The sequence below is a fragment of the Parasphingorhabdus marina DSM 22363 genome, assembly GCF_900128895.1.
Classification (GTDB): domain Bacteria; phylum Pseudomonadota; class Alphaproteobacteria; order Sphingomonadales; family Sphingomonadaceae; genus Parasphingorhabdus; species Parasphingorhabdus marina.
In genome coordinates, this window is the sequence record NZ_FSQW01000001.1 from 605,709 (window position 1) to 622,999 (window position 17,291).

General features: G+C 57.1%; 22 protein-coding genes. 7 read left to right on the top strand and 15 right to left on the bottom strand.

The window, feature by feature from the left end; genetic code table 11:
* The first annotated feature begins 6 nt into the window (after nt 1-6).
* Nucleotides 7-1,035 carry a DNA polymerase III subunit delta gene (gene holA / locus BUQ90_RS03005; RefSeq protein WP_074203653.1) on the top strand — a complete coding sequence of 343 codons (1,029 nt, stop codon included), beginning with the start codon at nt 7-9 and terminating at the stop codon, nt 1,033-1,035.
* 21 nt (nt 1,036-1,056) lie between these two features.
* On the opposite strand, the gene BUQ90_RS03010 is transcribed toward holA, so the two are convergent.
* The gene (locus tag BUQ90_RS03010; RefSeq protein WP_159437014.1) at nt 1,057-1,599 is read right to left on the bottom strand and encodes a DUF4402 domain-containing protein; all 543 of its coding nucleotides are present in this window, start codon (nt 1,597-1,599) and stop codon (nt 1,057-1,059) included.
* A 152-nt stretch (nt 1,600-1,751) separates the two neighbouring features.
* On the opposite strand from BUQ90_RS03010, the gene msrB reads away from it, so the two are divergent.
* Together msrB and BUQ90_RS03020 are read left to right on the top strand one after the other, a co-directional pair.
* Nucleotides 1,752-2,150: a peptide-methionine (R)-S-oxide reductase MsrB gene (msrB, locus tag BUQ90_RS03015; RefSeq protein WP_074203654.1), complete on the top strand. Its 399-nt coding sequence runs from the start codon at nt 1,752-1,754 to the stop codon at nt 2,148-2,150.
* Between the two features lie 97 nt (nt 2,151-2,247).
* Nucleotides 2,248-4,350 carry a transglycosylase domain-containing protein gene (locus tag BUQ90_RS03020; RefSeq protein WP_074203655.1) on the top strand — a complete coding sequence of 701 codons (2,103 nt, stop codon included), beginning with the start codon at nt 2,248-2,250 and terminating at the stop codon, nt 4,348-4,350.
* 9 nt (nt 4,351-4,359) lie between these two features.
* On the opposite strand, the gene BUQ90_RS03025 is transcribed toward BUQ90_RS03020, so the two are convergent.
* Genes BUQ90_RS03025 through BUQ90_RS03035 form a run of 3 tightly spaced genes read right to left on the bottom strand, consistent with a single transcriptional unit; the run spans nt 4,360 to nt 6,129 of the window.
* Nucleotides 4,360-5,043 carry a M48 family metallopeptidase gene (locus BUQ90_RS03025; protein ID WP_084192447.1) on the bottom strand — a complete coding sequence of 228 codons (684 nt, stop codon included), beginning with the start codon at nt 5,041-5,043 and terminating at the stop codon, nt 4,360-4,362.
* Nucleotides 5,044-5,074: 31 nt separating this feature from the next.
* Nucleotides 5,075-5,515: a YcgN family cysteine cluster protein gene (locus BUQ90_RS03030; protein ID WP_074203657.1), complete on the bottom strand. Its 441-nt coding sequence runs from the start codon at nt 5,513-5,515 to the stop codon at nt 5,075-5,077.
* Nucleotides 5,503-6,129: an SCO family protein gene (locus tag BUQ90_RS03035; protein WP_239447382.1), complete on the bottom strand. Its 627-nt coding sequence runs from the start codon at nt 6,127-6,129 to the stop codon at nt 5,503-5,505. The genes BUQ90_RS03030 and BUQ90_RS03035 overlap by 13 nt, the downstream gene beginning before the upstream one ends.
* A gap of 57 nt (nt 6,130-6,186) precedes the next feature.
* Between BUQ90_RS03035 and BUQ90_RS03040 the strand changes: the two genes are divergently transcribed.
* Complete coding sequence (locus BUQ90_RS03040; RefSeq protein WP_239447339.1) at nt 6,187-6,909, top strand: ankyrin repeat domain-containing protein; 723 nt, start codon at nt 6,187-6,189, stop codon at nt 6,907-6,909.
* Nucleotides 6,910-6,942: 33 nt separating this feature from the next.
* On the opposite strand, the gene BUQ90_RS03045 is transcribed toward BUQ90_RS03040, so the two are convergent.
* The 11 genes from BUQ90_RS03045 to BUQ90_RS03095 all read right to left on the bottom strand — a co-directional run bounded on the left by BUQ90_RS03045 (nt 6,943) and on the right by BUQ90_RS03095 (nt 14,086).
* A complete protein-coding gene (locus BUQ90_RS03045; protein WP_074203659.1) occupies nt 6,943-7,440 on the bottom strand; it encodes an MmcB family DNA repair protein in 498 nt (165 codons plus the stop codon).
* Between the two features lie 109 nt (nt 7,441-7,549).
* Entirely contained in the window at nt 7,550-8,251 is a 702-nt protein-coding gene (locus BUQ90_RS03050) for a cell wall hydrolase (RefSeq protein ID WP_074203660.1), read from the bottom strand.
* A 190-nt stretch (nt 8,252-8,441) separates the two neighbouring features.
* On the bottom strand, nt 8,442-8,786 hold the full coding sequence (locus BUQ90_RS03055; RefSeq protein WP_074203661.1) for a DUF1491 family protein: 345 nt from the start codon (nt 8,784-8,786) through the stop codon (nt 8,442-8,444).
* Complete coding sequence (locus tag BUQ90_RS03060; protein ID WP_074203662.1) at nt 8,783-9,274, bottom strand: PaaI family thioesterase; 492 nt, start codon at nt 9,272-9,274, stop codon at nt 8,783-8,785. The genes BUQ90_RS03055 and BUQ90_RS03060 overlap by 4 nt, the downstream gene beginning before the upstream one ends.
* Before the next feature lie 8 nt (nt 9,275-9,282).
* Nucleotides 9,283-9,750 (bottom strand): PTS sugar transporter subunit IIA, encoded by a 468-nt coding sequence (locus tag BUQ90_RS03065; protein ID WP_074203663.1) that lies wholly within the window; start codon nt 9,748-9,750, stop codon nt 9,283-9,285.
* A 123-nt stretch (nt 9,751-9,873) separates the two neighbouring features.
* Entirely contained in the window at nt 9,874-10,443 is a 570-nt protein-coding gene (hpf, locus tag BUQ90_RS03070; protein WP_074203664.1) for a ribosome hibernation-promoting factor, HPF/YfiA family, read from the bottom strand.
* A 49-nt stretch (nt 10,444-10,492) separates the two neighbouring features.
* Nucleotides 10,493-11,188 (bottom strand): DNA polymerase III subunit epsilon, encoded by a 696-nt coding sequence (gene dnaQ, locus BUQ90_RS03075; RefSeq protein WP_074203665.1) that lies wholly within the window; start codon nt 11,186-11,188, stop codon nt 10,493-10,495.
* A 27-nt stretch (nt 11,189-11,215) separates the two neighbouring features.
* Complete coding sequence (gene coaE / locus BUQ90_RS03080) at nt 11,216-11,830, bottom strand: dephospho-CoA kinase (RefSeq protein WP_074203666.1); 615 nt, start codon at nt 11,828-11,830, stop codon at nt 11,216-11,218.
* Entirely contained in the window at nt 11,827-12,645 is an 819-nt protein-coding gene (gene aroE / locus BUQ90_RS03085) for a shikimate dehydrogenase (protein WP_239447340.1), read from the bottom strand. The genes coaE and aroE overlap by 4 nt, the downstream gene beginning before the upstream one ends.
* A complete protein-coding gene (locus BUQ90_RS03090; protein WP_074204835.1) occupies nt 12,642-13,235 on the bottom strand; it encodes a Maf family protein in 594 nt (197 codons plus the stop codon). The genes aroE and BUQ90_RS03090 overlap by 4 nt, the downstream gene beginning before the upstream one ends.
* An 8-nt stretch (nt 13,236-13,243) precedes the next feature.
* Nucleotides 13,244-14,086, bottom strand: coding sequence for a pyruvate, water dikinase regulatory protein (locus tag BUQ90_RS03095; protein WP_074203668.1), 843 nt, complete (start codon nt 14,084-14,086; stop codon nt 13,244-13,246).
* 302 nt (nt 14,087-14,388) lie between these two features.
* On the opposite strand from BUQ90_RS03095, the gene hemE reads away from it, so the two are divergent.
* From hemE to rho, 3 genes are all read left to right on the top strand, one after another.
* On the top strand, nt 14,389-15,423 hold the full coding sequence (gene hemE, locus BUQ90_RS03100; protein WP_074203669.1) for a uroporphyrinogen decarboxylase: 1,035 nt from the start codon (nt 14,389-14,391) through the stop codon (nt 15,421-15,423).
* The gene (locus tag BUQ90_RS03105; protein WP_074203670.1) at nt 15,420-15,863 is read left to right on the top strand and encodes a CopD family protein; all 444 of its coding nucleotides are present in this window, start codon (nt 15,420-15,422) and stop codon (nt 15,861-15,863) included. Before hemE ends, BUQ90_RS03105 begins: the two co-directional genes overlap by 4 nt.
* Before the next feature lie 153 nt (nt 15,864-16,016).
* On the top strand, nt 16,017-17,273 hold the full coding sequence (gene rho / locus BUQ90_RS03110) for a transcription termination factor Rho (RefSeq protein ID WP_074203671.1): 1,257 nt from the start codon (nt 16,017-16,019) through the stop codon (nt 17,271-17,273).
* The last annotated feature ends 18 nt before the right edge of the window (nt 17,274-17,291 follow it).

Sequence of the window (17,291 nt, forward strand, 5' to 3'; positions counted from 1 at the left end):
GACGGCATGAAGGTCAAGGACGGCGAAATTGTCCGCAAGTTTCAGTCTCAACCCGATGCCTGGCGCCTGACGCTCCTGTGCGGCCCCAATGCCACACGCTGTCAGGCACTGGTCGACCAGATTGTGAGCCCGCTTTCTGCCAGCGCTGAACGAATTGACCTCACCATCGCCGATCTCACCGAAAGCCCCGCCAGGCTCAGCGACGAGGCCAGCTCGGCTTCGCTATTCGGGGACAAGCGATTCATCATGGTGCGTTTGAACAGCGGTGAAGCCGTCCGGGCGACTGCAGCCATCGAAAACCTGCTGGCCTCGGACATGTCCGGAGACCCGGTTTTCATTGTGGCACCAGGCATGGCGGACAAGACGGCGCTGGCCAAAAAAATCGCTGCGGCTCCGGATGCGCTGATCGCCACCTGTTACGAGACATCGCAGCGCGATGCGGTTGCCGCGATCACCCAGATGGCGCGCGAAGAAGGCGTCCGGATCTCATCCGATACCGCTACCGCCATCGCCGCACTGACCAGCAATGACCTGGTTTTGGCGCGACTGGAGATCGAAAAAATCGCGCTCTATCTCGATGCGTCGCCCGACCAGCCACAGGAAACCGATGCCGCGATACTCGCCGTGCTGGGTGCCGAAAATGACGAAGAAGATCTCGGCCTGTTGATCAACGCGGCGCTCAATGGAGATGCCCGGACGCTCACCCGCGAACTGGCCGCTGTCGCACCAGCCGGTTTCAGCGAAGTCGGGCTGATCCGGCTGATGCTGCGCCATCTGACCAAATTGGCCGATTTGCGCAGCAAGGTGGATCAGGGAAACGCCGTCGCCCGGCTGGTCAACAGTCCCGCCATCTTCTGGAAAGACCGCGACAATTTTGCCCGGCAACTCAATATCTGGTCTTCGGCGCACGTGGCGCGGCTGATCGAGCGTATCCTGGCGCTCGAAATTGCCCTGAAAAGCAGCGGTCAGCCGGAAAGCGTGCTGGTGCAGGAAGAATTACTGACGATCACCCGCAAGGCAGCAAAATTGCGCTAGAACCCGCGCCGGGCAATAGCATCATTCATATTCGGCGGTGATCGCGATACGCCCGCGAAACTGTCCGCTGGCATTGCCGTTGACCCGCAGTCGCCCGCCAAAGGCAAAGGTGAGTCGGCCCTCCCGGTCGAGGCGGGGTTGTGCGGGCAGATCGGTGTCGAGCCTGACCAGTTCGGCGGTGGTTCCATTGGGCGCGCTGAGCGTGATCCGTTCGGGAAGCTGCACCCGGACCTGCCGACCGGGATCGCCGGTCAGACGTCCTTCGCCGTGCAGCGAAAGCCCGCCCAGGTCGCGCAATCCGCCGCTTATTCTCCGTTGTCGGGATTGCGGATCGAGATGGATCTCCCCACCGCTCCGGTTGAGCACCGCCAGACGGGAGAAATCGAGATTGGCCGTGATTTCAATGCGCAGCGGTGTTTCCCGCTCTGCCGGATTGCTGCCCGATGACGGATTTCCGGGCTGGGTCGCGCACAATCGGCATTGCGCCACAGCAGCCTCGGACAGCATGCCGGGCTGAAGCACGGCAATAACTGCCAGCAACCGAAAGATCGGTCGGGGTTTCAAAATCTGGTCCACCACAGCGACAAAATGGCGCAAAGGCCTGAAAATCTGGTTAACAAACTGTTGCGCCGGGATTTCGGACCGCTTGCTTTCGTTCAGACCAATGCGGATGGCTGCCCCTTGACGACATCGGCCGCCTTCCCCAGTTTGGGGACATGGAAAAAATAGTGTTGAGCGACGAAGAATGGCGGCAGCGGCTGTCTCCCGAACAATATCATGTGCTGCGACAGGCGGGAACCGAACGCGCCTTTACCGGCGAACTGAATGCCGAAAAGCGGGATGGCGAATTTGTCTGCGCCGGATGCGGAACAAAACTGTTTGATTCCACAGCGAAATTTGAAAGCGGTTGCGGCTGGCCCAGCTTCACCGAGCCGTCCGAAACCGATGCGGTCACCGAAGTCGAAGATCTCAGCCACGGAATGCGGCGTATTGAAGTCCGTTGCAGCACCTGTGACGGACATCTGGGCCATGTTTTTCCGGACGGGCCGGGCCCCAACGGACTGCGCTACTGCATGAACAGCGCAGCCATGGGATTTCAGCCCGAGACCGAATGAGTATTTGGCAGTTTGCCCATTTCATTACCGTTCAGCCTGCAGTAAGGCGATAACACGCTTAAAACGCCGACAAAGAGCGTAGAGTGAGTGGGACATTATGGCGCGGGGCAAAAAATCAGGAAAAAAGGCAGGACCAGTCCGCAAATGGTTCTTCCGGCTGTTCAAGGCCGGAGCCTTTGTCACGCTGCTCGCAGTCATGGCGCTGGTCATTGCCGTCTATGTCGCGCGCTCCTCGCTGCCGGGCTATGAAGACCTGAAATCCTCGCCGAACGGCCAGATGATCCGGGTCCTCGATGTCAGCGGCAAAGAACTGTTTTCCATGGGCCCAAGCTATGGGCAATGGCTGGAATATGACGAAATTCCCCAGGTCATGAAAGACGCGATGATTGCTGTCGAGGATCGCCGCTACGAAAGTCATCTCGGCGTCGATCCGATCGGTATCGCACGCTCGGTCTATGTCCGCTATCAGCGTGGGCGCTGGGTTCAGGGTGGATCAACCATCACCCAGCAGCTCGCCCGCAACATTTTCCTGAACAATAGCCGGACTTTCGCGCGGAAGGGCCGGGAAATGCTTCTCGCGCTGGCGATGGAACGCAAATTTACCAAGGAGCAGATCCTCGAGCTCTATCTCAACAAGGTCTATTATGGCGGCGGCGCCTATGGAATTGATGCGGCGTCCCGGCGATTTTTCGCGCATAGCGCCAAGGATCTGAGCCTCGGCGAAGCGGCGATTATTGCTGGTCTCGTCAAGGCTCCGTCCCGCTATTCACCTACCGCCGATGCCAAGGCGGCGATCGGCCGGGCCACGGTTGTCCTCGAAGTCATGCAGGATGCCGGTGCGATTACCGCAAGCCAGGCAGCGGGTACGAAGCCGGCAGAAGTCGATATGGCACCCGAACCCCGGCAGAATAGTGTCCGCTATTTTACCGACTGGGCGCTGCCACAACTCGATTTGCTGATCGACGAGACAGTCGAGCCGATCGAAGTCTGGACAACACTCGATCTCGGGATGCAGCGCGCCGCCACTGCTGCGATCCAGTCGGGGGCGCCAGCCGGAGCGCAGGGCGCACTGGTCGCGATTGACCGGGACGGAGCCGTCCGCGCCATGGTGGGCGGAACGGACTATGTCACTTCCAATTACAATCGCGCCACCCAGGCCCAGCGCCAGCCCGGGTCGGCCTGGAAAGTCTTTGTCTACATGGCCGCGCTGGAAGCGGGCTATACGCCCAATGACATAGTCACCGACCAGCCGATCCAGATCGGGAACTGGGCGCCCCGGAACAGCGGTGACCGCTATGCCGGAGACATCAGCCTGCGGACTGCATTCGCCTATTCCAAGAACACGGTCGCAGCGGCGATCGGTAATGATATCGGGACATCTTCCGTGGCCAACATGGCCCGGCGGTTCGGAATCAACACGCCGATTGACGTCAATCCGTCAATGGTCCTGGGAACCTCGGACGTCCGCTTGCTCGACATGACGCGCGCCTTTGCCTCGATCGGCGCCAAGGGGATCGCGATCACCCCGTTCGGAATCACCAAAGTGACCACCATGGACGGTGATCTTCTTTATCAGAGCAAATTTGACGGCAGCCGGGTCCTCGTTGACCCCTGGGTTGCGGCGGGCATCACCGACCTGATGCAGACCGCCGTCCAGGCCGGGACTGGCCGCGCTGCCAATATCGGCCGCCCGGTTGCCGGCAAGACGGGCACGACCAGCAGCAACAAGGACGGCTGGTTCCTTGGCTTTTCCAGCGGGCTGACCACCGGAGTCTGGATGGGACGCGATGATGCCCGGCCGGTCCGCGGGCTGCAAGGCGGGCGGGCGCCGGCTGCCGCCTTTGCGTCCTTCATGAAAACCGCCGTCGCGAGCCGCAAGGTCGAGAAATTCGATACCGAACTGATGCTCCCCGAATGGCAGCTGGAACCGGATGAAGAGGAGCTTTTCGGTGCACCGGAAGACGGGCTTTATGTCGATGAAAATGGCATGCCGATCGAAACCGGACGCGGTCTGGAATATGACATGGAAGGTGGTCAGGCCGCCGATGGTCCGCCAGATGCACCGGAACAGCTCGATCAGGACTGGATAGATTCAGTGCTCGGCCGGGGTGAGGAACCGGAAGAGGACACACCCGCCCCCGCACCTGACGACCGTGATGAGCCGGAAGCGGGCGTTCTGCCTTCCCGGTCAGAAGAATAAGACGAATTTTCAGGCACCGATCAGGTGCAGGTTGCCGCCATGGCGTTTGAGCCAGGAATCGGCATTTTTGCGATCGCCTTCGAAGATCCGGTCAAGGAGCCGGTAAAAATCCGGTCCGTGATTCATGTGCTGCAAATGCGCAACTTCATGGGCCACGACGGAGCGGCGCACCATTTCCGGCGCCATCACCAGCCGCCAGCTCAGACGAATCGATTTGCGCCCCGAACAGCTGCCCCACCGCCTGCGCGCATCTCCGATGGATAGCCGGGGCACGGGTAGCGAAGCGCGCGCACAATATTCGGCCAGATCCTCTGCACACACTTCCCGCGCCAGTTCCCGCAACCAGGTGACAATACGATCCGCCAGGCGGTCTTCGGGGCCCCCAACCCGAATCTCGTTTCCGACCACTTCCGGTTTTCGGGCAAAGTCCCGGGACCAGCAAATTTTACGGGATTCCCCGAACAGGGCGATCTCGGCACCGCTGACAATTGGCACCACCGGCGGTGCTTCGGCAAATCGTTCGGCCAGCCAGTCTGTTTTCGACTGGGCGAACCGGATGGCGAAAGCCATGCTGCTGTGCCGAGGCACCGTCAGCCGCACCTCCTCCCTGACGGTGTCTGCCGACACAATCACCGAGCGGGCCCGATTCGACCGGTTGATCCGCACCGGGTAGAAACGGCCATTCAGCGCCATCTCATACTCTTCCACAGGTGCCGGCTGCGGCTTATTCCTGGATAATATGCTGTTCAATCGGCCCAGCTTCCACCTCCGTTACCACCTTGCCACGAATGGATTGCCCTGCTGCATGAATTGTCTCCCTGCTGCCGGACACCAGATAATGCCAGTCTGGCAGGGGTTCGTTTCTGGCGCGCATCCGGTACGAGCAGGATTCAGGCAACCAGTCAAACTGGTCCAGCTTCGTCCGGGTCAGCCGTACGCAATCGGGGACATAAAAACGTCGCCGGCGATAGTCGCTGCACCGGGCCTGTTCGATGTCGAGCAGTTTGCAGGCAATATTTGTCATGTAGATCTTGCCGTCATCCTCATCTTCGGCCTTGATCAGACAGCATTTTCCGCAACCGTCGCACAGCGCTTCCCACTGCGCGCGATCCAGCGTTTCAAGTGGCTGATCCCAAAAATTGCCGGAGTGTTTTACGTCGTCCACCGCTTGATCTCGTCGGCAATTTCCTGCGGCGTGCCATCATAGGGGAGCAGGGCGACGGGCTCGCCATTCTTGCCGAACAAATAGGCCTGACGGCTGTGATCGACCAGATATTCGGTTGTCCCGGCATCATCCCGCTTGTCATAAATAATCAGATATTTTCCCGCGACTTCAGCGATTTCGTCGGTCGTTCCGGTGAGCCCGATGAGGCGCGGGTGGAAGGCCGATACATATTGCTTCAGTTGTTCCGGCTGATCACGCTCGGGATCAACCGTGATGAACAGCGGCTGGACCTTGGTGGTGATCCCGGGATCCTGTTTTTCGGCCAGCGCCAGTCCCTGCATCAGTTTCTGGAGATCCACGGGGCATACGTCGGGGCAGTAGCTATAGCCGAAATACATGAGCCGGTACTGACCAGCGAAATCCGTGTCGGACGTCTGGCCGCCGTCCTGATTGGTCAGCGTAAAGCTGCCGCCGATCTTGGCACCTGCAAGCGGCGGTTCGGCATTTTGCGCTGTCTGACCATCTGACGAACCCGGGTTGCAGGCAGCCAGCGGGGCGAGTAAAAGCGAGGCGACAAAGACACCAGCCAGAGGCCGGAACAGGGGAAATTTCATGTTCATCATGAAGCCAGACATGGTCTGCTATGAACAGAATTTCAACTGGAATCGGACGTGGCAAACGCGCGGTTGCTGACCGATGCGATGGACAGAACAGGGCAAAAGATGAACCGGGGCAATATCGCAATTTCGCAAGACGCAATCAGGCATCGGGACAGCAGGTCCATCTGGCATGCTATCCTTCTGGCATTGTTCGGATTATTGGCGCTTTCCATTCCGGCATCAGCCCAGGCCCAGTTTTCCGAAAGCTACAATTTTTTGAAAGCGGTCAAGGATCGGGATGGAGAAGAGGCTTCGAAATTCCTCAACCGGCCCGGAACTGTCATCGTCAACACCCGGGATCGCAGCACGGGCGAGACCGCCTTGCATATTGTGGTGGCGCGTCGGGACTCCACCTGGCTCGCCTTCCTGCTGCAAAAAGGGGCCAATCCCAATATTCGCGACAAAAGCGGAACCACGCCCCTGATGCTGGCCACCCAGCTGCGCTTTGTTGATGGCGCTCGCCTGCTCCTCGCCAAAAAAGCTGATGTGAATCAGTCGAACAATCAGGGTGAAACCGCTCTGATCCGTGCGGTTCAATTAAGGGATACGGAAATGGTGCGGGTCCTCCTCCAAAAGGGTGCGGACCCCGACCGGGTCGACACCCTGGCCGGTCTGTCCGCCCGGGATTATGCTACGCGCGACCGCCGGGCAGCGGCCGTCCTGAGCGAAATTGAAAAGGCTGACGCGAAAAAGAAACCGGCGTCGAACGACAGGTTTTTCGGACCGGAAGGCTAAAGCATATTGCGGGAATTGTTGGCGTACGACGATTCAGCCATGATCGTGCAATGACGGGTCAATCCAGTCATTGGCAATCGCCAGCCGACCCATGGCTCGGCGTGCGATCCGCAAGGTTTCCGTCTTGCGCCTGGCAGACGCGAGACTATGCGTGGCCGCAGGCCGAATGATTTCCGCATCATAGGCATCGGCTACGACCAGACCCGCCCGCTCGGGCAGAAATTCCGGGCGATCGAGTGGCGAATGATCGAAATCGGCCGGTACGGCCCAATAGAACCGGTCACAATAGTCGAGATACTCGGTCCATTTGCTGTCACCGAGCAGATCGCCTCGCGCGACCTTGATTTCCACGATCACGATCTGTCCCTTGGCATCGATACCCATCAGATCGGCACGGCGGCGATTGCGCAAACTGACTTCCGACAGCACGAGAATGTCATGTCTCAGAAACAGTCGTGCCACGCCACGTGCGACCGCCCGGGCACCGTCTAGCGGCTGAGCATCCGATTCCAGCAGCGCGAGCTCTGCCATTATTTGCGAATCATTATCCTGCTGGTCCATTGGCAAGGGAATAGAACATATACAGAACAAAGAAAAGGCCCCCAAGCGGGAGCCCTGCCTTTTTCGATTTATGCCGAAGTTACCGGTAAAAAATATGATTGTCGATGGTTGCCATCCGTTTCAGTCGCCAGCCGGGCGAAACATAGCGGGCGTGAAAGAACAAGGCGCCTTCAACCGGACTTTTCCACGCATCATTCATGGCAATTTTGGAAATGGCCACCGCATTGCGCCAGTGAAAATGGCTCTTGTTGATCCGCGGCATACGGCCGTTACGGATGAAAGAGAACTGTTTGCGCTGATATACAACGCCGCAAATGCTGTTTGGGAACCTGGGCGATTCGGCACGCGCCATCACGACACGGGCCACTGCCAGCTGTCCGGCCAGAGATTCGCCCTTGGATTCGAAATAGACGGTGCCTGCCAGGCACTGCATTTCCTCGGACAGCTCACCGCCAATGGACTGCTGATCAACGAGGGCGCGCAGGGAGCCGGCTTCTGCGCTGTTAAACCCGCCAAGGGCTTCCTGACGTTCATTGGCAATACGATCGGCTTCAACGACATCTGCAGGAATTTCGGCGGTAACTTCTTTGATCTCGCCGAAAATCACCGGAGCCACGGATTCATCTTCAATCAGCTCGGGATCCACAACGATCGGGGCTTCCGGAACGTTTTCCCCTTCATTCGTCGCTTCAAGCGCGAATGATACATCTGTAACGGACAGTGCCGCGACAGTGGTCAATGCAAGCGATGCAACGCTTGCAGCTTTAAAAATCTTGCTCATAAACCTGTTAATTTAGGCAGTGAGACCAGTATCGACCTCTCGATCAATCCAAGCAGACCTGAAAAAACCACAACATATATGGCCTGCCCCTGTTCCCCCTGTCTGCGTGTTTATCTGTTCGGTGGACAATGCCCCTCAAGACAACCTTCGCTTCAAAGTTGTCCGCGATTTATATTGCACTGCAACAAAGTCAACCCCCTGAGGTCATTTCAGCGACCAGCCGTTCGGCTTCCGGGATGTCCAGTTCAATTAACCACAAGTCCGGATCATAGCGCCTTCTGCGCGCCAGATATTCTTCTATTTCTTCTTCTTTTTCAGTATCTTGGGGCCATATCTGCTGCCATTGGGAAGACCCGTCCAGGGTCGGCATTTTTTCCAGAACCTTAAGGTTTGTGCCATTTTCGACACAGAGAATCAATATTGCGCCAGAGATCCGGTCGCCGCGCTGAATGACCGTTCCGAAGCCCCCTTCCTGTCCGATTTTGCGAATCAGCGACTGAACCGTCATCTCGGCCGAGAGCCGTGGCTCGATCATTTGTCGGTCTGGTAACCGGGAAGGCTGGCGAGGGGAATATGGGACCGCATGAATGTCCCGGTACCACGGGCAATCTCTTCGCCTTCGGCATCAATCAGACGGGAATCAGCCACGAAAACCCGGCGTTTTCCACTCACCCAGCGGCCTTCTGCGGTCACCAGCCCGGTTTTGACGGGTCGCGTGAACAACAGGTTGAATGCCGTGGTCAGAAGAAACCGGTCGGAAACCAGGCTGTTGGCGGCGTAGAATGCCGCGTCATCCAGCATTTTGAAATAACTGGTGCCATGAGCCGCTCCGGCGGCGTGATAATAGCGTTCGTCTATCTCGAAAGTGATCCGGGCGGCACCGCGCTCCACGATGGTGAGTTCCGACGAAAATATCTGGTTGATCGGGGCCGCGCGATAGAGCCGTTCCAGTGCCCGAAAATGTTCTTTCGGCCCATTCTCGCCATCCGCCGTTTCGTCAGATCTTGTAGGGCTTTTCGCCATGTCGGTCCTCAGGCTGCCTGTTGCTCGCGCAGTCCGGTCAGCAGCACGTAAAGGGCATCGGCGCTATCGGCACCGCGCAATTTCGCAACAGTATCGGCATCCCGAAGAAAACGGGAAATCTCGGCCAGCGCCTTGAGGTGATCAACTCCGCCCTGGAGGGGAGAGAGCAATCCGAATACGAGATCAACCGGCTGTCCGTCATGTGCCGCAAATGACAGCGGCTCTTCCAGCCGCATGAACAGACCCACACATTCTTTCAGGTCCGCAATCTTGGTGTGCGGGATTGCCACGCCATGTCCGAATCCGGTCGAACCCAGAGTTTCTCGCTGCAGCAGTCCCTCCACGACGGACTTCGAGTCCAGTCCGTAGGATTCGGCAGCTATTTCTGCGAGCCGGGTGAACAGGGCCTCTCTGGAAGGCAGGTGTTGACCAAGGGTAACAGCCTGAGACTCCAGCCGAACAGTAGACAAACTCATTATATTTCCTTCAACACAGGAGGTGCGACAGCCATGGGGGGAGCTGCGATTCCCGTCAGATCAAACTTCTTCTATTCCGATTCCGGTCAGCAAAAAAGCCCGGAAATCCGGCACCGATGCCTGTCAGCCGTGGGGTTCAACCCAGCCGATCGTGCCGTCGGACCGGCGATAAACCATATTATGGGCGCCAGTGCCAGCATTTTTGAAAAGAAGTGCACTGGTATTGCGCAAATCCATCATCATGACCGCGTTGGAGACGCTGGCTTCGGGAATATCGGTGCTGGTCTCGGCGACAATTGGCGGTGCGTCGGAGACTTCGTCCGGTTCGCTTTCCTCATCGACCTCGAAAACCCGATAGGCGGCTTCATCCTGTTTCGCGGCATATTGGGCCTGAACATGATGGTCGTTCAACCGGCGCATATAGCGTCGCAGCTGTTTCTCGATCTTGTCCGCCGCCTGTTCAAACGCCTGATGCGCATCACCAGCCCTCGCTTCGGATTTCAGCATGAGTCCCTTCATGATCTGGGACACGATGTCGCATTGAAAATGACCGTGCGGTGCCTTGCCGAATGTTGCATGCGCCGAAATTGCCTTGGGGAAATATTTGTCAGCAATCGCGTTCATTCTGTCTTCAACATGGGTCTGCAAAGCATCCCCGGTATCCACCTGATGCCCTGAAACACGCACTTCCATAGTCATTCTCCGTCTAATCGGTCCCGTCCGGTGATTCCCGGCAGGATTCTCAAATTCGGGCCCAAAGCGGGTCCTTTATGTCTTTCAGAAACGCCGCATGGCGTTCCAGTTCTTCTTCGGTCGCTACATGGGGGCGAGGGGCAATAAACTCGCGATTTTCGAGGTTTTTTCGCCTGGAAACCGGGGCTGTAGCCGTCTTTTCCGGTTTGTCTTCTGCGAGCCCCAGACCGATCTGCCGCCCGCCCGTAAGTTCGATATAAAGCTGGGTGAGCAATTCCGCGTCGAGCAACGCGCCATGTTTGACACGGTGGCTGCGATCAATCCCGTAGCGGCTGCACAGGGCATCCAGCGACAATTTGGCGCCGGGATGTTTGACCTTGGCGATAGCCAGCGTGTCGATCATCCGGAATTGCGAAATCGCCTTGCGACCACAGCGCTCCAGCTCGGCATTGAGAAAATTGAAGTCAAACTGGGCATTATGCGCCACGAGATTCGCTTCGCCCAGGAATTCCAGCAGCTCATCAGCACCATCCGCGAACAGTTTCTTGTCGGACAGGAAAATGTCACTCAGCCCGTGAATCTCTTCTGCGGACTTCGGCATCGGGCGTTCGGGATTATAGTAGCGGTGAAAGGTCTCGCCGGTCTCGATCCTGTCGATCATTTCGACGCAGCCGATTTCCACCATCCGGTCGCCTGTTTGAGGATCGAAACCGGTAGTTTCCGTGTCGAATATTATTTCGCGCATGAGTCCAATATCGGACGGAACTTGCCTTTAGGCAAGGCTTGCTTTCAGTTTTTGCACACAATTTTGCACCTGTTGCCTTGTTTCGGCGAGCGGCACCGAAGTGTCGATCACTGAATCCGCCCGTTTGCGCTTTTCCGCATCGGGCATTTGCAGGGATTTTATCTTCTCGAACTTCTCCCGGGTCATGTTCGGGCGCGCGAGTACGCGTTCTTCCTGATCCGCTTCGGACGCGGACACCACAACAATATGATCAACACCATCAGCCCCGGTTTTTTCGAACAGGAGCGGAATATCGAACAGGATCAGCGGTGCATCGCTATTGGCGGACAGAAAATCCAGCCGCATTTGTCCAACGGCGGGGTGGATAATCTGTTCCAGCCGGCTGAGGGCTTCCCGGTTGCCCAGGACCGCGGCGCCGAGTTTCTGACGGTCGACTCCCTCCGGTCCCGTTGTTCCGGGGAACAGGGATTCGATTTCTTCCACCAGTGCACCGCCGGGTCCCTGGAGTATGTGAACCGCCGCATCAGCATCAAATACCGGCACGCCTTCATCGGCAAACATCTCCGCCACCGTCGACTTCCCCATGCCAATCGAACCCGTCAATCCTATGATCAGGGGGCGGCGGTTATTCTCTTCCGTCATGCGAGCAACAGCTTTCTGAGTTCTTCGTCATGTTCCAGCGGCGGGACGGCATCGAAAAATATCTCGAAGGCCAAAGCAGCCTGGCCGATCAGCATCGAGAGACCGTCCATTGTCTCAAGACCGCGTGCTCTCGCCGTTTTCAGCAGTCCGGTTTCCAGCGGTGCATAGACCAGATCGTAAACCAGTGCATCTTCTGGCAAGCTTGCCAGATCAATCGCCAGTGGTTCCTGTCCCGCCATGCCAAGCGAGCTGGAATTGACGAGCAAGGCGGCCGAGGGCAACGGCTCGCCATGGCCGATGGCCCGGCCTTTCAGGCCAAAGTGCATCAGCAGCGACGACGCTTTGAGGACATTGCGGTTGACGATGGTCACCGTGCCCGCTTCTGCCTTTGAAAGCGCAAACAATACCGCGCGCGCCGCACCGCCGGCACCGATAACCACGACATCTTTTCCTTTCAGCGGAAAATCGGCGATCGGCGCGAAAAACCCTCCAGCATCGGTATTTGTTCCGAACAGGGCACCATCCGGTGTCCGGGCGATCGTGTTCATGGCACCAATGCTTTGTTTCAGCCCGCCGGGATCCTCCACATGATCCATCACGGCCAGCTTGTGCGGAAGGGTGACATTGCATCCCTGCCAGGCATCGTCTTTCCGACGGTCTGCCAGATAATCTTCCAGGTCTTCCGGTTTGACATGGCAAGCGCGATAATCCGCCGATATTCCCAGCTTTTCCAGCCAGAATTTGTGGATGATCGGCGACTTGCTCTGGGCGATCGGATCGCCAATAACTTCGGCATAGGGCATTATTTTGCTCATGACGGCATGACGCCTCTGACCCGTAAAAAATCAAGCAAATGTAACAGGGGCAGGCCCATGATGGTAAAGTGACTCCCGGTTATGGCAGAAAACAGTTGTGCCCCCTTGCCCTCGATCTCATAGCAGCCGACACAATGGCGAATCTGCTCCCATTCGCTCTCCACATAGCTGTCGATAAACGCCTCAGACAGCGAGCGGACCGACAAGGTGGCGATATCCACATGTCGCCATATCGGTTTCCCTTGCTCGGCAATCACTGCGGCGCTGGACAATTTGTGCTTTCTCCCCGACATCAGGCGCAGGTGCGCTTTGGCCTCGGATACATCAACCGGTTTGTCCAATATGGTTCCGTCATCGAGCGCCAGCACCTGATCGGCTCCCAGCACCCACGCACCGCCCGTCCGGGACGACAGGCGGACGGCCTTGGCCTCCGCCAGCGCATCGGCCAGGTTTCGTGCAGTAATTCCCTCCGCCTTGAGACCTTCTTTCAGGGTGTCTTCATCGACATTGGGAGACAGGGCCTCAAAAGCCACTCCGGCCGCATCGAGCATGGCCCTTCGCGCCTGGCTCCGCGAGGCGAGTACCAGTATCGGATCTGTCATGACGACTTGTCCGCGCTGTCAACTCGCGTTTCGAGATGCCGCTCATTGTGAAAGTTGATAATCGCAGCTGCAGATTCCTCGATCGACCGGCGTGTGACGTCGATTACCGGCCAGCCGTTGTCAGCAAACATCCGCCGGGCATACAGGGTTTCTTCCTTGACCTTCTCTTCATCGACATAATCGGTTTCCGGCGCCTGGTTGAGCGACAGCAGGCGGTTTCGGCGTACCTGAACCAGCCGGCTGGCACCCGTGATCAAACCCACAACCAGCGGATTTTTCAGATGAAAAAGTGCATCCGGGGGCGGAGATTCCGGAACAATCGGGATATTCGCTGTCTTGTAGCCACGATTGGCCAGATAAATCGACGTCGGCGTCTTGGACGTGCGCGACACGCCGGCAAGAACAATATCCGCCTCTTCCCAGTTCTCCCATCCCACACCATCATCATGGGCAATTGTGAACTGAATAGCCTCCACCCGGGCAAAATAGGCGGCATCGAGAATATGCTGCCGGCCTGGCCGGGCTTTGGCTTCCTGCCCCAGCATATTGGACAACGCGTCAGTGACCGCATCCAGAGCCGGAACTACAGGGAGGCCCAGATGCCGGCATTCCCGCTCCAGCCGGGTGCGGATATCCCGGTTGACCAGCGTAAATATCACCAGCCCGGGATTTTCGGCAACTTCGGCCAAAATCCGGTTCAGATGTACTTCCGAGCGGACCATGGGCCAGAAATGCTTGATGATTTCGACACCATCAAATTGCGCCAATGCAGCTTTCGCGATATTTTCCAGCGTCTCTCCGGTGGAGTCTGACAACATATGCAGATGCAGGCGGTTCATGACGTCAACCCTGTGATTTCACCGGGGATAAAGCAAGGGATGAATAAGGGGATATTTGCAAGCCTCCATTTCATGCCCGACAGGAGTCATTTCATCCACAGGCCATCAAGTTTTGCGAAACTCATCCACATATTGTGGATAACGGGGATCAGATTCGGGAATCGGTAAATTTTTCGTTAACGTCCTCTTGTCAATCTGTTTGTAAACCGGGCAAAGCCCCGTTACCGCTGTTATCAACTGCCTATCATCAACATCAAGATTCTATAAATATAATAATATATTATTGTAGAGGCCCTCTCTCCATGCCTGAACCCGATACATCTCCGAAACTCCTGCTCCAGACCTTGCGCGGCAGCAAGTCCGAACAGACACCGGTATGGCTGATGCGGCAGGCGGGTCGCTATTTGCCCGAATATCGGGAGTTGCGGGCCCAAAAAGGTGGTTTTCTGGAACTCTGTTATGATTCCGAAGCGGCCGCGGAGGTTACCATGCAGCCGATCCGGCGGTTTGGATTTGATGGTGCGATCCTGTTTTCAGATATTTTGATCGTGCCCCACGCCATGGGACAGAAACTCTGGTTTGAGGCCGGAGAAGGACCCCGGCTGCAACCAAGGCTCGTCGAGGCGGCTTTGTCGTCTCTGGAAGCCGTTCCTGCCCATTTTGAAGCCATATATGCCACCGTCCGGGCGGTCGCTTCGCAACTGGATGACAAAACCACCTTCATGGGTTTTGCCGGAAGCCCCTGGACGGTGTCGACCTACATGACGCACGGGCAGGGCAGCAAAGACCAGGGCGTGACGCGGCGCTATGCCTATCAGGATGAAATGGCCTTTTCCGAGCTGATCGCTGCGATCATCGAAAATACCGTGACCTATCTGCTTGGCCAGATCGAAGCCGGGGTTGACGCGGTACAGCTTTTTGACAGCTGGGCCGGGTCGCTGTCTCCGGCGCAATTCGAGAAATGGGTGATTGCACCCAATGCCGAGATCATTTCGCGCATCAAGGCGGTTCATCCCGATCTTCCCGTAATCGGCTTTCCCAAAGGCGCCGGCGACAAGCTCGCTGCCTATGCGCGGGAAACCGGGGCGGATGCCATTGGTCTGGATGAAACGGTGGACCCGGTCATTGCCAACAAGCATCTTCCCGCCGGGATTCCGGTGCAGGGGAATCTTGATCCGCTGGCCCTGATTGCTGGCGGGAATGCGCTGGAAAAGTCGGTGCGCCACATCCTCTCGGTTTTTGAAGATCGACCGCATGTTTTCAATCTGGGACATGGCATTTTGCCCGATACGCCCATTGAACATGTCGAAAAGCTTCTTACACTTGTCAGGCAATGAGCGAATATCTGTCCATGTTGTACCTCTGGCTCAAATCTGCACATCTGATATTCGTCATTTTCTGGATGGCGGGGCTGTTCATGATGCCACGCTTCTTTGTCTATCACCAGGAAAGCCCGGTCGGATCGGCTGAAGATGGCAAATGGATCGAGCGCGAAGGCAAATTGCGCAAGATCATTCTCAACCCCTCGCTGATCATCGTCTGGATCCTCGGACTGGTTCTGGCCTACCAGATTGATGCTTTCACCCAGGGCTGGTTTCACGCGAAACTGCTCGCCGTCATTCTGCTTTCCGCCTATCATATGTGGATGATGGGCTATGTGAAAAAACTGGCGCGCGGCGAGCGGACAATGAGCGACAAAAGGCTGCGACTGGTCAATGAAGTGCCCGGAATTGCCGCGGCGCTGATCGTCATCCTGGTGATCGTCAAACCCTTTTGATTTTCCGGCCCCGGCTTTTGTTGACACCCTTCGGGCAAAGGCGTAATTGGAGCGCAAAGCCCGTCCGGGCAAGCTTCCATGTGAAATGATGACGGCGATACGCCGCGCACATGCAAAAACAACATAACTGCCTATATTATCTGGATAAAATCCATGCATTTGAAAGAATTAAAAGAAAAATCGCCTGCTGATCTGGTCTCGATGGCCGAAGAGCTCGGCGTCGAGGGCGCTTCGACCTTGCGCAAACAGGATCTGATGTTCGCGATCCTCAAGGAACTGGCCGATAATGACGAACAGATCATGGGCCTCGGCACTATTGAAGTGCTGCCTGACGGATTCGGGTTCCTGCGCTCGCCCGAAGCCAATTATCTGGCCGGACCCGATGACATTTACGTGTCGCCCAACCAGGTACGCAAATTCGGTCTGCGCACTGGCGACACGGTGGAAGGCGAAATTCGCGCGCCGCGTGACGGCGAACGCTATTTTGCGCTGACCAAATTGACGGCGATCAACTTTGACGAGCCGGAAGCGGTTCGCCACCGGGTCAATTTCGACAATCTGACGCCGCTCTATCCGGACGAAAAGCTCAAGCTCGACAGTCTTGATCCAACGGTGAAAGACAAGTCGGCCCGGGTGATCGATATCATCTCGCCCCAGGGCAAGGGCCAGCGTGCGCTGATCGTGGCACCGCCACGGACCGGTAAAACCGTACTGCTGCAGAATATCGCCAAGGCGATTACCGACAATCATCCGGAAGTCTATCTTCTTGTCCTGCTGATCGATGAACGGCCGGAAGAAGTGACCGACATGCAGCGCTCGGTGAAGGGCGAAGTGATCAGTTCGACTTTCGATGAACCGGCCACTCGCCACGTGCAAGTTGCTGAAATGGTTATTGAAAAAGCCAAACGTCTGGTCGAGCACAAGCATGATGTCGTTATTCTGCTCGACTCGATCACGCGTCTTGGCCGCGCCTACAACACCGTGGTTCCGAGTTCCGGCAAGGTGCTGACCGGCGGTGTCGATGCCAATGCCCTGCAACGGCCGAAACGCTTTTTTGGTGCGGCGCGGAATATCGAGGAAGGCGGCAGCCTTTCGATCATCGCAACCGCCCTGATCGATACCGGCAGCCGCATGGACGAAGTGATCTTCGAAGAATTCAAGGGCACCGGCAACTCCGAAATCGTGCTGGACCGCAAGGTTGCCGACAAGCGGATCTTCCCGTCTCTGGATGTCGGCAAGTCCGGTACCCGGAAAGAAGAGCTGCTGGTCGAGGAAGACAAACTCAAGAAAATGTGGGTCCTGCGGCGGATCCTCATGCAGATGGGCACGATCGACGCGATGGAATTCCTGCTCGACAAGATGAAGGATTCCAAGGACAATGACGATTTCTTCGACAGCATGAACCAGTAAGACCGACGTCTCGGGATC